We start from the raw sequence: 14,430 nt of genomic DNA on the forward strand, positions 1-14,430 counted from the left end.
CGCCCGGCTCCGCGGCTGCTCGGACGCAACCGGCCGCACGTGTGACAGGAGTCGACTGGTGAGGCGGTGACGAGGGTCCGAGGCCAGTTCGCGTCCCACGTGCGGCGGGTCGGTGAGGTGGTTCGTGGCGGCCGGTCAGCGGGTCGCGGCCGCCAGGGCGTCCCTGAGGCCGGTCTTGTCCAGGTCCGGGCCGTACGCGGGGGTGTCGCGCTGGTAGCGCCAGCCCTCGGCGAGCGGGCCGGCGTCGACGACGTCGAAGCCGAACCGGTCGATCAGCGCGGTGACCTGCGCCTTCGCTTCCGCCGAGTCGCCGGCGATCGCGAGCGCGCGGCGGCCGTCGGAACCGGGCGGGAGCCCGCGCGAGCCCAGGTCGGTGGACGTGATGTGGTTGAACGCCTTGACGACGTGGGCCGAGCCCAGGTGGTCCGCGAGCACCTCGGCGCTGGTCGTCTCGCCGGAGTCCAGCGCGGAGACGTGCCCGTCGCGCTCCCAGTAGTAGTTGTTCGTGTCGATCACGACCTTCCCGGCCAGCGGCGCGGCCGGGACCTGGTCGACGGCGTTGAAGGGGACGGTCACGACGACGATGTCGCCGGCCTCCGCCGCCTCGGCTGCGGTCGCGGCGCGGGCGCGGTCGCCCAGCTCGGTGACGAGGTCGACGAGCGTCTCCGGGCCGCGGGAGTTGGAGACGACGACGTCGTAGCCGTGGTCGACGGCCAGCCGTGCGAGGGTTCCGCCGATGTGCCCGGCGCCGATGAGTCCGATGGTGGTCATGTGCGCCGCAACCCTCGTCGGGCGACGGCTGTTCCCGGACCGCGAAAAACCCTTGGCACGCCGCCGCACCGGACGTACGGTCGAGGCACATGGGAAAGGAGGTGGTCCACGACATGATTTCTTCTTGGACGCGTGAGGTGACTGTCCGCTAGTCGCCCGAGCACTCGGACGGATTGCCATCCGCCCGCAGTCGAGCCGGTACCGGCACGGCGGCGAGCGAATCTCCGGCAGTCACCGCAGCCCGTGGGAGCCGCGACCTCGTCCGTCGCGGCAGGGCCCCTCGCGAGGGGTCCGGCCCACGGGCTGTTCCCTGCCTGGAAATCATCCGGGCGTGGCAAGGTGGGGGCGTGGCCCTCAAGACACCTGCCGAAGTCGATGCGATGCGCCCTGCGGGGAAGTTCATCGCCGGAGTGCTGTCCTCGTTGCGCGACGTCGCGCGCGAGGGCATGACGCTGAACGACCTGAACGACCACGCGCACCGCATGATCGACGCGGCCGGCGCGAAGTCCGTCTATCTGGGCTACCACCCGTCGTTCGGCGCGATGCCGTACCCCGGGGTGCTGTGCACGTCGGTCAACGACGCCGCGCTGCACGGGCTGCCGTCGGACTACGTGCTGCAGGACGGCGACGTCCTGAGCATGGACATCGCCGCGCAGGTGCAGGGCTGGGTCGCGGACTCGGCGCTGACCATCCAGATCGGCACGCAGACGCCCGAGGCGCAGCGGCTGATCGAGACGACCGAGCGTGCGCTCGCGGCGGGCATCGCCGCGGCCAGGCCGGGCGGGCGGATGGGCGACATCTCCGAGGCGATCGGCTCGATCGGTCGCCGCGGCGGGTACGGGATCAACGGCGACTTCGGCGGGCACGGGGTCGGGCGGACGATGCACGAGGACCCGCACGTCGCGAACCTGGGCCGCTCGCGGACGGGCCTCAAGCTCAATGCCGGTCTGGTCATCGCCATCGAGCCGTGGTTCATGGCCGGCGGCGACGGCTACGTCATCGACCCCGACGGCTGGACCATCCGCACCGCGGACGGGTCCATCGCCGCGCACGCCGAGCACACCATCGCGATCACGCGCGACGGCCCGGTGGTCCTGACCGCCCGCGACTGACCGGAGACGTCCGAGCAACTGGTCGCTACTGCAGCCACGTGCTCGGACGCTCGGTGGTGAGTCAGGCCAGAGCCGACGTCATCGCGCGGGTCAGGTACCAGGGGTCCACGGTCGCGGTGAGCTCGCGGGCCGAGTGCATCGACAGGATCGGGACGCCGACGTCGACGGTCCGGATGCCCAGGCGCGTCGCGGTGATGGGGCCGATGGTGGATCCGCACGGCACGGCGTTGTTGGACACGAACGCCTGGCTGGGCACGCCTGCGCGCTCGCACGCGTCGCTCCACAGCGCGATGCCCACGGCGTCCGTGGCGTAGCGCTGGTTGGCGTTGATCTTGAGGATCGGGCCGCCGCCGGCCACGGGCACGGTCAGCGGGTCATGACGCTCGGGGTAGTTGGGGTGGACCGAGTGGCCGACGTCGCTGGAGATGCAGATCGAGTCCGCCAGCGCTCGGTGGGCCTGCTCGGGGTCGGCGCCCAGGCCGTCGCGGACCCGGGCCAGGACGTCCGCGAGGAACGGGCCGGCAGCGCCCGATCGCGTCGCCGAGCCGACCTCCTCGTGATCGAAGGCGGCGACGACGGAGATCGCGGACGGATCGGCCGTCGTCACCAGAGGGGCGAGCAGCGCGGTGACCGCGGCGTGCGTCGACAGCAGGTTGTCGAGGCGGGCGGACGCGAACAGCTCGTCGTCGGCCCCGAACGTGCGCGGCTCCTGCGTGTCGACGACCGTCAAGTCGTAGCCCAGCACGTCCGCGGGGTCGCAGACGTCGCCGACGACGGCCGCGAGCAGGTCGGTCGAGTCGCCGAGCCCCCAGACCGGCTGCGTGTGGCGCTGCTTGTCGAGCGTGAGCCCGTCGTTGACCTGCCGGTCCAAGTGGATCGCGAGTTGCGGGATGCGCAACAACGGCCCGGTGCGGACCAGGTGCTCGCCGCCGCGCGTCACCACACGACCGGCCAGCGCCAGCTCGCGGTCAAGCCACGAGTTGAGCAGCGGCCCGCCGTAGACCTCGACCGCCGCCTGGCGCCAGCCCGCCCGGCTGGTCGCGGGAGTCGGCTTGAGCTTGAAGCCCGGGGAGTCCGTGTGCGTGCCGAGGATCGTGACGGGGGTGGTCGCGTCGGCGCCGTCGGGCACCACCCACGCGATGACGGCACCGTCGCGCACGACGACGTGGCGGCCGGGCCCGGTGGGCCAGGCGTCCCCCTCCGCGAGCTGCTCGAAGCCCGCGTCACGCACGCGCCGCGCGACCTCCGCGGCGGCGTGGAACGAGCTCGGCGACGCGGTGACGAACGCGGCGAGATCGGCGACGTGGGCGAGGGCTTCGGTGTGCGGCACCCACCGATCGTCTCAGGTGAGCGGCCGGAGCGACGATCCGCGAGCCGTCGACCGGCCGACGGTCCGCGTTCACCTGTGGGCCCGCTGTGCGTCACCGGCGTCCGGGAGCGTCGACCGACACCCCCGTCATCAGGAGGACAACGATGCTGCCTGTGCCCCCGCGACGTCGCGGCCGCACCCTGACCGCGTCGGCGGCGACCTTCGCCGTCGTCGCCGGACTGACCCTGGGCGGCGAGCTCGACGCGCACGCTGCCGCCCCCGCCCCGGGCTGGTCCGCCGCCGGCTGGACGGCGCCGCCCGCCGACCGCACGTTCCACCGGCTCGCGACGTACCCGGTGTTCCAGAACCGACCCGCGGGCGCGGACGGCGCGGCGCCGACGGTGGCCGAGATCTCGGCGGTCAGCGAGGACGGCAGGACGTTCGTCCACACGGACGCCCTCGCGCGCCGCATCGGGTTCGTCGACATCAGCGACCCCGCCAACCCCGTCGGCAAGGGCACGCTCGACCTCGCCTCGGACCTGCAGGTGGGCGCGCACGCGGAGCCCACGTCTGTCGCTGTCGTCGGCGGGTACGTGCTGGTGGTCGTGGACACCTCGCAGACGTTCACCCAGCCCAGCGGTGTCCTGGTCGTCGTCGATCTCGCGACCCACGGCGTGGTCCGCCGGCTCGACCTGGGCGGTCAGCCCGACTCGATCGCGCTGTCGCCGGACAAGAAGCACGCCGCGATCGCGATCGAGAACCAGCGCGACGAGAACGCCACGCCCGCGGGAGGCAAGAAGGGTGACCTCCCGCAGTTGCCGGGCGGGTTCGTCCAGCTCCTCGACCTGCCGAGCAAGAACTCGCCGGCCGACTGGCAGGTGCGCCGCGTGGACCTGACGGCGGACGCGCTCGCGGGCCTCGACACGCCGCAGGATCCGGAACCGGAGTACGTCGCCATCGACCCGAGCGGATCGACGGTGGCCCTCACGCTGCAGGAGAACAACGGCGTCGTGCTCATCGACATCGCGTCGGGCACGGTCAGCACGGTCTTCAGTGCCGGCGCCGAGTCGGTGAGCGGGATCGACGTCGCCAAGGACGGCGTGATCGACCAGACGGGTTCGATCCCCGTGACCCCGCGCGAGCCCGACGCGATCGCGTGGCTCGACGAGACCCACGTCGCCACCGCCAACGAGGGCGACTGGAAGGGCGGCACGCGCGGCTGGTCGGTGTTCGACACGACCACCGGCGAGCCCGTGTGGGATGCCGGCAACACGCTCGAGCGGCTCGCCGTGCGCACGGGCCTGCACACCGAGGACCGCGCCGCCAAGAAGGGCGTCGAGATCGAGGGCCTGGCCGTCGCGACGCTCGGTGGTACGCCCTACGCGTTCGTCGGCTCGGAGCGGTCGAACTTCGTGGCCGTCTACGACGTGAGCGATCCGCTGTCCCCGGCGTTCGTGCAGGTGCTGGCGACGACGAACGGCCCGGAGGGCATTCTGCCCGTCCCGTCGCGCGACCTGCTGCTGGTGTCCAGCGAGACCGACGACGCCACCAAGAACGTCCGATCGTCCGTCTCGGTGTTCGGCCGCGGTGCCGCCTACGCCGACGCTCCGGCGACCTTCCCGTCCGTGGTCTCGGCCGACGACGCGGCAGGCGACCCGATCGGCTGGGGTGCGCTCGGCGCGCTGACGCCCGACCAGCGCGACGCCACGCACCTGTGGTCGGCCACCGACGCGGCCTACACGGACACGCGCCTGCTCTCGCTGGACGTCAGCCGTACCCCGGCTGTGGTCGACCGCGCCGTGCGGGTCACGGAGGCCGGCGCGGGCATCACGCTCGACGTCGAAGGCATCGCGTCCCGCCCAGCCGGGGGCTTCTGGCTCGGCGTCGAGGGTGCCACCGGTGCGGGGAACCAGCTGATCCGGACGTCGGACGGCGGCGTGGTGCAGGAGCACGTCTCGCTCCCGTCCGAGGTGACGGGCTCCCTGGACAAGTGGGGCATCGAGGGCGTCGCGACCAGGACGGACGGCTCGGGCGAGCACGTGTGGGTCGCTCTGCAGCGTGGTCTGACCACCGACGTCCGGACGGCACGCCTGGGCCGCTACGACGTGGCGACCTCGACGTGGCGCTGGTTCCTGTACCCGCTCGAGTCCACGTCGGTCAGCGGCGACTGGCTCGGCCTGTCCGAGGTCGTCGTGGTCGACGACGACACCCTCGCCGTCATCGAGCGCGACAAGCTCAACGGGCCCTCGGCCGCGGTCAAGCGGATCTACACGGTCGACGTCCCGTTCGGCACGCCGTCGGGCGCGACGCTCACCAAGAAGCGACGCTCACCAAGAAGCTGACGTACGACGTCCTCCCCGACCTGCGGGCGACCGCCGGCTGGACGCAGGAGAAGCTGGAAGGCCTGACCATCGGTATCGACGGGCAGGTGTATGCGATCACCGACAACGACGGTGTCGTGGACGCGACCGGCGAGACGGTGCTGCTGCGCCTGGGCAGCAAGGCGCACGTCTTCGGTGCGACGGCGACGACGACCACGCTCGCTGTCACCGGCTCCCGGGTGACCGGCGCGAAGCAGACCCTCACCGCGACCGTCGCACCGGCGGCCGAGGGGACGGTGACGTTCGACGACGGCACCACCGCGCTGGGGTCGGCGGCCGTGCGCAACGGCACCGCGTCGATCAGCGTCACCCTGCCCGTCGGCACACGCTCGGTCCGGGCGACGTTCGCACCGTCGAGCGAGGACTGGTCCGGCTCGTCGTCGGCTGCCGTGCCCGTCACGATCGCGCGGGTGGCGAGCACGACGTCGCTGCAGCTCGCACCCACGACGCCTTACGGGGCGGGATCGACGGTGAAGGTCACCGTGACCGATGCGGCCGACGCCGCCACGGGGATCGTCGAGATCCGCGAGGGGACCAAGGTGATCGCCAAGGCCATGCTGGTGGGAGGGAAGGGGACGGACGAGCTGCCCGCCACGCTCGGCGTCGGCACGCACGTGCTCACCGCGGTGTACCCGGGCTCGCTCCGGGTCGCCGGCTCGACGTCGCCGGCCGTCACCGTGAAGGTGACGCGCTCGACGAGCAGCACGACGGTGCGCCTGTCGTCGCCGCGCGTGACGTACGGCACGACAGCGAAGGCGACGGTCACGGTGACCGCGGCGACGGCACCGGTGAGCGGGACAGTCGCCGTCCGCGAGGGCGGCAAGACCGTGGCGACCGGTCGCCTGGCCGTGTCCGGCCGCACGGGAAAGGTCACCGTGAAGCTGCCCGCGACGATCGCCGTCGGTCGGCACACGCTGACCGCGGTGTTCGGTGGTACGACGACCGTCGCGGGATCGTCGGGCACGGCGGCGCTGACCGTCGCCAAGGCGAAGGCGCGCGTCGCGATCTCCGCGGCGACGTGGACCGTGAAGAAGAACGCGCGGCCCACGGTCACGGTCACCGTCCGGGGTGCGACGGCGCCGACCGGCAAGGTCACCGTGCGCATCGGTGGGAAGAAGGTCGCGACGCGGACGGTTCACGGCGGGCGCGTCGTCGTGCGCCTGCCGAAGGTGCCACGGTCGACCAGCGTGACGGCGACCTACGAGGGTTCGTCGTCCTACCTGCGCACGAGCGTGACCCACAAGGTCCGCGTGCGCTGATGCCTCGCTGCCGGGTGCGTCGAGACGGCGCACCCGGCAGGCGGCATGCTTGACCCTGTGACGTATCGCGTGATGACCGTGTGCACCGGGAACATCTGCCGGTCGCCGATGGCGGAGATCGTCCTGCGGGACCGGTTCGAGGCGGCGGGGCTGGACGTGGACGTGGACTCGTCGGGCGTCAGCGACGAGGAGCACGGGAACCCCATCGACCGGCGGGCGCGTGACGTCCTGGTCGCGCACGGCTACGTGCCCGACGGGAGCCACCGGGCGCGTCAGGTACGCGCGTCGGACCTGTCGTCGCGCGACCTGGTGCTGGCGATGACCTCGCAGCACGCCCGCGCGCTGCGGCGGCTGGACCCGGCGGCGGACGTCGTCATGTACCGGTCGTTCGACCCGGACGCGCCCGACGACGGCCCCGAGCACCTGCTCGACGTCGACGACCCCTGGTACGGCGGGCCGGAGAACTTCGAGACGTGCCTGGCGGAGATCGAGGCCGCCGCCGACGGGGTCGTGGCCTACGTGCGCGACCAGGTGGGCGGCGCGGCGTGAAGGTCTCGACGCGGTCCGCGGTGCCGCCGTTCGCGGTGATGGAGATCCTGGCGGCGGCGAACGCGCGCCGGGCCGCGGGTGAGGACGTGCTCAACCTGTGCGCGGGGGAGCCGGCGTCGGGGGCGTCGGAGGCGGTGCGTCTGCGGGCGGCGGAGCTGCTGTCGTCGGGCGGCCTGGGTTACACGGAGGCGCTGGGTGCGCCCGCGTTGCGCGCGGCGATCGCGGCGCACTACGACACGTACGGCGTCACGGTGGACCCGGCGCGCGTGGCGGTGACGACGGGGTCGTCGGGCGGGTTCCTGCTCGCGTTCCTGGCGGCGTTCGACGTGGGCGACCGCGTGGCCCTGGCGCGGCCGGGCTACCCCGCGTACGCGAACATCCTGGCGGCGCTGGGGTGCGAGGTCGTGTCGCTGCCGTGCGGGCCCCAGACGCGCTACCAGCCGACGGTCGCGCAGCTCGAGGCGCTGGACGAACCCGTCGACGGGCTGGTCGTGGCGAGCCCGGCCAACCCGACGGGGACCATGATCGACGCAGCCGGTCTCGAGGAGCTGGCGACCTGGTGCGAGGCGCGCGGCGTGCGTCTGATCAGCGACGAGATCTACCACGGCATCACGTACACGCCCGGCGCGACGCCCACCGCGGCGGCGTACCCGACGGCGGTCGTCGTGAACTCGTTCTCCAAGTACTGGGCGATGACCGGCTGGCGGCTGGGCTGGCTCGTGCTGCCCGACGACCTCGTCGCGCCCGTCGACGCGCTCGCCGGCAACGTGGCCCTGTGCCCGCCTGCGCTGGCGCAGCACGCGGCGGTCGCGGCGTTCAGCCCGGCCGGCCTGGCGGCGGCGGAGGCGGACGTGGCGCGCTACGCGGTCTCGCGTGACCTTCTGCTCGGACGCCTGCCCGAGCTGGGCTGGGACCGCGTCGCACCGGCGGACGGCGCGTTCTACCTCTACGCCGACATCTCCGGCTCGGGCCTCGACTCGGTCACCTGGTGCGCGCGTCTCCTCGACGAGGCCGGCGTCGCGCTCACGCCCGGGACCGACTTCGACCCCGTCGACGGGCACCGGTGGGTGCGGCTCTCGTTCGCGTCGTCGGCGGAGGTGGTCGGCGCGGCGGTCGACCGGATCGTCGCGTGGCAGGCCGGGCTGGGCGTCGAGTCGGTCGGTGTCTGAGGGCTTCGAGGTCCCCTCGACCCGACGTAGGTTGGGCGGGTGCAGATCCCGCCGATCGTCGAGCCCGGACCCCCGCTGACGCCCGAGCAGGCTGCGCGCGCGTCGCGGCACGTGCTGCTGCCGGGGATCGGGCTGGACGGGCAGCGCCGGTTGCGGGCCGCGCGTGTGTGCGTTGTCGGGGCCGGGGGGCTGGGTGCGCCCGTGCTGCAGTACCTCGCGGCCGCGGGCGTGGGGTCGCTGACGGTGGTCGACGACGACGTCGTGGACGTCAGCAACCTGCAGCGGCAGGTGATCCACGGGACGTCCGACGTGGGCCGCGCGAAGGTCGACAGTGCGCGTGACGCCGTTGTCGAGCTGGACCCGTCGGTGCGTGTCGTCACGCACCGCGTGCGTCTGACCAGCGAGAACGCCGACCAGATCCTGTCCGGCCACGACGTGGTCGTCGACGGGACCGACAACTTCCCCACGCGCTACCTGGTCAGCGACGCGTGCGAACGGCTGGGCGTGCCCGTCGTGTGGGGGTCGGTGCTGCGGTTCGACGCGCAGGCCTCCGTGTTCTGGGGGCGGCCGCCGGAGGGGGTGCCGGCCGTGACCTTGCGCGACCTGTTCCCGCAGCCGCCGGCGCCCGACGAGGTGCCGTCCTGCGCCGAGGCCGGCGTGGTCGGGGCGCTGTGCGGGCAGATCGGGTCCGTCATCGCGACCGAGGTGGTCAAGCTCGTGACGGGTGTCGGCGAGCCGCTGCTGGGGCGCGTGCTGGTGGTCGACGCGGCGCGGGCGCGCTGGACGACGATCCCGCTGGTGGGCGCGGCCGACCGAGACAGACCCTTCGCGCCGAGATCGACCCCTGGAGAGGTCGATCTCGGCGGCAAGGGTCTGTCTCGCGACATCACCGTCGACGAGCTCGGGGCGCGGATGGCCGCGGGGGACGTCGTGCTCGTCGACGTGCGGGAGCCGGGCGAGGCCGCCGTCGCGTCGATCCCCGGGGCCGAGCTCATCCCGCTCGCGCGCGTGCTGGACGGGACCGGCACCGCGCACCTGCCGCGGGACCGGGAGGTCGTGGTGCACTGCGCCGTCGGCGGGCGGTCGGCGGTGGCGGTCGAGGTCCTGCGCGCCGCCGGCGTCGATGCCGTCAACCTGACGGGCGGCATCCAGGCCTGGCTCGCGCGTCCCTGACCGGCCCGTCACCTGGCAGGATCGGGGCGGCAAGGCTGGCTCTCGGAGGGAGATCGCGTGCGGACGCTCGACGAGCATCGCGCGGCCACGCTCGCGCTCGCGGCGCCGCTGGCGGTGGTCGAGGTGGGTCTCGACGAGGCCCTGGGTCTCGTCCTCGCCGCGGACGCGCGCACCGACGACGCGTTGCCCCGCTGGGACAACAGCGCGATGGACGGGTACGCCGTGCGGGCCGCGGACGTCGCCGACGTGCCCGCGTCGTTGCGCGTGGTCGCGGAGCTGCCCGCGGGGTCGCCCGACGAGCCCGTCGTGGAGCCCGGCACCGCGGCCCGCATCATGACGGGGGCACCGCTGCCGCCCGGCGCGGACACGATCGTCCCCGTCGAGGCGACCGACGGCTGGGCGCCCGGCGGCGTCGTGACGGTGCACGCCGGCTCGCCGGCCGGGACACACCTGCGGCGCGCGGGCGAGGACGCCTCCGCCGGGGACGTGGTCGTCGCGGCCGGCTCGGTGCTGCGGCCCGCGCACGTCGCGGCGCTCGCGTCGGTCGGGCGCGCGCGGGTCCTGGTGCACCGGCGCCCGCGCATCGCGGTCGTGTCGACGGGCGACGAGCTCGTCGAGCCGGGTCAGCCGCTGCGACGGGGCCAGCTGCCCGACTCCAACTCCTGGCTGCTGGCCGCGGCCGTGCGCGAGGCGGGGGGCGAACCGGTCCGCATCGGCCCGCTGGCCGACGACCCGGGCGCGCTGCACCGCCGACTGCTCGAGCTGGACAAAGAGGTCGACGGCATCGTCACGTCGGGTGGCGTCAGCGCGGGAGCGTACGACGTGGTCAAGGCCGCGCTCGCCTCCGAGGTCGAGTTCCTCCCTGTCGCGGTCCAGCCGGGCAAGCCGCAGGGCCTCGGCCGGCTGCCGGGCGGGACCCCGATCTGGACCCTGCCGGGCAACCCGGTGAGCTCGTTCGCGTCGTTCGAGATGTTCGTCCGCCCGGCGATCCGGCGGATGCTCGGGGCGGCGGACGTCGAGCGTCCGTCCCTGCAGGCCGTGGCCGACGAGGGCTGGCGGACCCCACCCGGGCGCGCGCAGCTCATGCCCGTCCGCTTCGTCGGCCCGGACCGCGTGGTGCCGGCCACCGCGCGCGGCTCGGGCTCGCACCTCGTCGCCCGGCTGGCCCTCGCCGAGGGTCTGGCCGTGGTCCCCGCCGAGGTCGACGAGGTCGTCGTCGGCCATCGTCTCCACGTCCTGAAGGTGATCTGATGAGCGACTTCACCCACCTCGACGCCGCCGGGCACGCGCGCATGGTCGACGTGACCCTCAAGCAGCCGACCGTCCGCTCGGCGACCGCGACGGGCCGCGTGCTGTGCGGGCCGGACGTCGTCGCCGCGCTGCGCTCCGGCGACGTCCCGAAGGGCGACGTGCTCGCCGTGGCGCGCATCGCCGGAATCGCGGCCGCCAAGCGCACCGCGGAGCTGCTGCCCCTCGCACACGTCATCGGTGTCCACGGGGCCGTCGTCGACCTGGACGTCCGGGACGACGGGGTGCACGTCAGCGCGACCGTCCGCACCGCCGACCGGACCGGCGTCGAGATGGAGGCGCTGACCGCGGTCTCCGTCGCCGCGCTCGCGGTGGTCGACATGGTCAAGGGCCTCGACAAGTCCGTGCAGATCAGCGACGTGAGGCTCGAGGCGAAGACCGGCGGGAAGTCGGGCGACTGGCACCGGGCGTGACCATCGCCGACGGAGGCGCCGCGTTCGACGCCGTCGTGCTCGCGGGCGGTGCCGCGTCCCGGCTCGGCGGGGCGGACAAGGCGGAGGTGGTCGTCGGTGGGCGGGCGCTGCTCGACCACGCGCTCGCGGCCGTCGCGGGTGCGGCGCGCGTCGTCGTCGTCGGCCCGCCGGCGCTGGCGCGACCGGGCGTGACGACCGTGCTCGAGGATCCGCCGGGCGGCGGGCCCGTCGCCGGCCTGGCTGCCGGGCTGGCAGCACTGGGCCCGGGCGCCGACGTCGTCGTCGTGCTCGCGTGCGACGTGCCCGGGGCGAACGTGCTGGTCCCGGCGCTGCTGGACGCCGCGGGAGAGGCCGACGGCGCTCGGGTCGTCGACGAGGACGGCAGGCCGCAGCACCTGCTCGCGGCGTACCGGCGCGCCGCGCTCGACACGGCGCTCGTCGGCCTGGATGACCCGCACGGGGCCGCGGTCCGCCGCCTGGTCGAGAAGCTGCGCCTCGTCGACGTCCCCGACCCGGGCGGCCTGTCCGCCGACGCGGACACCTGGGCGGACGTCGACGCCCTCGACGCGCGGCTGCGTGGCACGATCGAGCCATGAGCGACGACCCCCGCGCCCCCGGAGCGGACCTGCCCGCCTGGGTGGACCGCGTGACCACCGAGATGGGCGTGGACCGCTCGCTCGTCGACATCGACCGGTTGCTCGACCTGGCCAGCGACGTCGCGCACCAGGTCGCGCGGCCCGCCGTGCCCGTGACGATGTTCGTCGCGGGCCTCGCCGCGGCCGGGACCACGCCCGACGAGGTGGAGCGGCTGCTGCGGATCGTCGAGCAGCACGCCGCGCAGTGGGCCGAGGGCGTGTGATCACCGTCCGCTACTTCGCTGCGGCCGCCGAGGCGGCGGGCGTGGACGACGAGCAGGTGGCGGCAGGGTCGGCCGACGACGTGCGGACGCTGTTGGTCGCGCGGCACGCGGCCCTCGGTCCCGTCCTGCCGCGGTGCGCCCTGCTCGCGGACGGCGTGCGGGTGGAAGGCGACGACGCGATCCGGGCAGGAGCCACCCTGGACGTGCTGCCGCCCTTCGCCGGGGGGTAGGCCGCGTCAGCCGCCGATCGCGCTCATGGGGCGGTCGGGCTGGTGGAAACCGGGTTCGCCGATGCCGTGACCGGCCTTCTTGCCGGCCAGGCAGCGGCGGTAGGCGTCGGCGAGGTCGTCATCGGTGCCCCCCTCGCGCAGGATCTGGCGGGTGTCGACCTCGGCCTCCGAGAACAGGCAGGCGCGCAGCTGGCCGTCGGCGGTGAGGCGCAGGCGGTCGCACGACCCGCAGAACGGCGCGGTCACGCTGGCGATGATGCCGACGGTCGCCGGGCCGCCGTCGACGTACCAGAGCTCAGCCGGCGCGGGGCCACGGCTCGCGACCTCGGTGAGCGTGAACTCCGCCGACAGCCGCTCCAGGATCTCCGCCTGCGTGACCATCTGCACGCGGTCCCACGTGTGTCCGCCGTCCAGCGGCATCTGCTCGATGAAGCGCATCTGGTAGCCGCGCTCGACGGCGAAGCGGGTCAGGGCGACGACCTCGTCGTCGTTGACCCCGCGCATCGCGACGGCGTTGATCTTGATGGGCGAGAGCCCCGCGGCCTCCGCGGCGGCGATGCCGGCGATGGTCTCCACCAGGCGGTCGCGGCGCGTGAGCTGCTGGAACCGCGCGCGGTCCAAGGTGTCGAGGCTGATGTTCACCCTGGCCAGGCCCGCGTCGCGCAGAGGTGCGGCGAGCGCGGGCAGGCGCAGCGCATTCGTCGTCAGCGAGACCTCGGGCGCCTCGTCGAGCGCGGTGAGGCGGCTGACGACGTCCACCACGTCGACCCGCAGCAGGGGCTCGCCGCCCGTCAGGCGGATGCCGGTGATGCCGTGCTCGACGCCCACGCGCGCGACGCGGATGATCTCCTCGGTGCTGAGCATCGTGGAACGCGCCAGCCACGGGACGCCGTCTGCCGGCATGCAGTACGTGCAGCGCAGCGAGCAGCGGTCGGTCAGCGAGATCCGCAGGTCGTGGTGCTCGCGTCCGAACCGGTCCGTCAGCACGCTCATGTCATCCCCACCCAGACGTGCTCGCCGCCGGCCAGCAGCTCCTTCTTCCAGATCGGCACCTCGGCCTTGATCGTCTCGACGAGCGCGCGGCACACGTCGAAAGCCGCTGCCCGGTGCGCGGTGGCGACGGCCGCGACGATCGCGGCCTCTCCGACGTCCAGGTGCCCGATCCGGTGGGTGACGGCGAGTCCCAGGACGTCGTCGTCGGCCGCGTGCTGCTCCGCGATCCGCCGCAGCACGGCCGCCGCGTCCGGGTGGGCGGAGTAGTCGAGCCCCGTGACCTGCCCCTCGACGGACGGGTCGTGGTCGCGGACCAGCCCGACGAACGTCGCGACGGCGCCGGCTGCGGGGTCGCTGACATGTTTCACGTGAAACTGCAGGTCGAGGGGTGCTTCCTGGATGAGCGCGATCACGCGTGATCACCGCCGTGCGCCTGGTCGACGAGGTGGTCGAGCAGCGGGACGACGGCGTCGAGCCCTTCGGCGACGCCGCCCGGTGAACCGGGCAGGTTGACGACGACGACGCCCTCGGCGGTGATGCCCGCCAGGCCGCGGGACAGGACCGCCGTCGCCACCGAGCCTGTGCGACGCAGCAGCTCGGGGATGCCCGGCAGCTCGCGGGCCAGCAGCGGGCGCGTGCCCTCCGGGGTCTGGTCGCGCGGCGAGACGCCGGTGCCGCCGGACGTCACGACGACGGACGCACCGAGCTCGACGGCCGACCTGATCGCGGCCGTCACGGACTCGGCGCCGTCGGGAACCACGCGGACGTCGACGTCGTACCCCGCCGCCTCGAGCCGTTCGTGCGCCGCCGGACCCGAGCGGTCTTCGCGCACGCCCGCGGCCGAGCGGTCGGAGACGACCACGACGACGGCAGAGCGGGCAGCCATGGCGTCAGGGTAACCACG

Annotated in this window: 16 protein-coding genes; 11 read left to right on the forward strand and 5 right to left on the reverse strand. The window is 73.9% G+C overall.

Annotated elements, in window-relative coordinates; all coding sequences use genetic code 11:
* Positions 1 to 135 precede the first annotated feature (135 nt).
* Positions 136 to 951 (reverse strand): NADPH-dependent F420 reductase, encoded by an 816-nt coding sequence (locus tag IC607_RS09145; protein ID WP_191787090.1) that lies wholly within the window; start codon positions 949 to 951, stop codon positions 136 to 138.
* Between the two features lie 167 nt (positions 952 to 1,118).
* Here IC607_RS09145 and map point away from each other — a divergent pair, with 167 nt between their 5' ends.
* Positions 1,119 to 1,883, forward strand: coding sequence for a type I methionyl aminopeptidase (gene map, locus IC607_RS09150; RefSeq protein ID WP_191787091.1), 765 nt, complete (start codon positions 1,119 to 1,121; stop codon positions 1,881 to 1,883).
* Between the two features lie 61 nt (positions 1,884 to 1,944).
* On the opposite strand, the gene IC607_RS09155 is transcribed toward map, so the two are convergent.
* Positions 1,945 to 3,213 (reverse strand): M18 family aminopeptidase, encoded by a 1,269-nt coding sequence (locus tag IC607_RS09155; RefSeq protein ID WP_191787092.1) that lies wholly within the window; start codon positions 3,211 to 3,213, stop codon positions 1,945 to 1,947.
* A gap of 143 nt (positions 3,214 to 3,356) precedes the next feature.
* On the opposite strand from IC607_RS09155, the gene IC607_RS17405 reads away from it, so the two are divergent.
* From IC607_RS17405 to IC607_RS09200, 10 genes are all read left to right on the forward strand, one after another.
* Positions 3,357 to 5,534, forward strand: a complete 2,178-nt coding sequence (locus IC607_RS17405) for an esterase-like activity of phytase family protein (protein ID WP_225224810.1) — start codon at positions 3,357 to 3,359, stop codon at positions 5,532 to 5,534.
* 86 nt (positions 5,535 to 5,620) lie between these two features.
* Positions 5,621 to 6,832 carry an Ig-like domain-containing protein gene (locus tag IC607_RS17415; protein WP_370526107.1) on the forward strand — a complete coding sequence of 404 codons (1,212 nt, stop codon included), beginning with the start codon at positions 5,621 to 5,623 and terminating at the stop codon, positions 6,830 to 6,832.
* A 45-nt stretch (positions 6,833 to 6,877) separates the two neighbouring features.
* Positions 6,878 to 7,381, forward strand: a complete 504-nt coding sequence (locus tag IC607_RS09165; protein ID WP_191787093.1) for a low molecular weight protein-tyrosine-phosphatase — start codon at positions 6,878 to 6,880, stop codon at positions 7,379 to 7,381.
* Entirely contained in the window at positions 7,378 to 8,550 is a 1,173-nt protein-coding gene (locus tag IC607_RS09170) for an aminotransferase class I/II-fold pyridoxal phosphate-dependent enzyme (protein ID WP_191787094.1), read from the forward strand. The genes IC607_RS09165 and IC607_RS09170 overlap by 4 nt, the downstream gene beginning before the upstream one ends.
* A gap of 39 nt (positions 8,551 to 8,589) precedes the next feature.
* Positions 8,590 to 9,723 (forward strand): ThiF family adenylyltransferase, encoded by a 1,134-nt coding sequence (locus IC607_RS09175; protein ID WP_191787095.1) that lies wholly within the window; start codon positions 8,590 to 8,592, stop codon positions 9,721 to 9,723.
* Between the two features lie 57 nt (positions 9,724 to 9,780).
* Positions 9,781 to 10,974: a gephyrin-like molybdotransferase Glp gene (gene glp, locus IC607_RS09180; protein ID WP_191787096.1), complete on the forward strand. Its 1,194-nt coding sequence runs from the start codon at positions 9,781 to 9,783 to the stop codon at positions 10,972 to 10,974.
* On the forward strand, positions 10,974 to 11,444 hold the full coding sequence (gene moaC / locus IC607_RS09185; protein ID WP_191787097.1) for a cyclic pyranopterin monophosphate synthase MoaC: 471 nt from the start codon (positions 10,974 to 10,976) through the stop codon (positions 11,442 to 11,444). The genes glp and moaC overlap by 1 nt, the downstream gene beginning before the upstream one ends.
* Positions 11,441 to 12,040 (forward strand): molybdenum cofactor guanylyltransferase, encoded by a 600-nt coding sequence (locus IC607_RS09190; protein ID WP_370526108.1) that lies wholly within the window; start codon positions 11,441 to 11,443, stop codon positions 12,038 to 12,040. The genes moaC and IC607_RS09190 overlap by 4 nt, the downstream gene beginning before the upstream one ends.
* Positions 12,037 to 12,303, forward strand: a complete 267-nt coding sequence (locus IC607_RS09195; protein WP_191787098.1) for a DUF6457 domain-containing protein — start codon at positions 12,037 to 12,039, stop codon at positions 12,301 to 12,303. The genes IC607_RS09190 and IC607_RS09195 overlap by 4 nt, the downstream gene beginning before the upstream one ends.
* The gene (locus tag IC607_RS09200) at positions 12,300 to 12,533 is read left to right on the forward strand and encodes a MoaD/ThiS family protein (protein ID WP_191787099.1); all 234 of its coding nucleotides are present in this window, start codon (positions 12,300 to 12,302) and stop codon (positions 12,531 to 12,533) included. Before IC607_RS09195 ends, IC607_RS09200 begins: the two co-directional genes overlap by 4 nt.
* 6 nt (positions 12,534 to 12,539) lie before the next feature.
* Here IC607_RS09200 and moaA read toward each other — a convergent pair whose 3' ends face one another.
* The 3 genes from moaA to IC607_RS09215 are packed head-to-tail and all read right to left on the reverse strand — an operon-like array spanning position 12,540 to position 14,412.
* Positions 12,540 to 13,526 (reverse strand): GTP 3',8-cyclase MoaA, encoded by a 987-nt coding sequence (moaA, locus tag IC607_RS09205; protein ID WP_191787100.1) that lies wholly within the window; start codon positions 13,524 to 13,526, stop codon positions 12,540 to 12,542.
* On the reverse strand, positions 13,523 to 13,939 hold the full coding sequence (locus IC607_RS09210; protein ID WP_191787101.1) for a molybdenum cofactor biosynthesis protein MoaE: 417 nt from the start codon (positions 13,937 to 13,939) through the stop codon (positions 13,523 to 13,525). Before IC607_RS09210 ends, moaA begins: the two co-directional genes overlap by 4 nt.
* Positions 13,936 to 14,412, reverse strand: coding sequence for a molybdenum cofactor biosynthesis protein B (locus tag IC607_RS09215; RefSeq protein WP_191787102.1), 477 nt, complete (start codon positions 14,410 to 14,412; stop codon positions 13,936 to 13,938). The genes IC607_RS09210 and IC607_RS09215 overlap by 4 nt, the downstream gene beginning before the upstream one ends.
* Positions 14,413 to 14,430: the final 18 nt, after the last annotated feature.

This window comes from Cellulomonas sp. JH27-2, assembly GCF_014837175.1.
Lineage (GTDB): Bacteria > Actinomycetota > Actinomycetes > Actinomycetales > Cellulomonadaceae > Cellulomonas.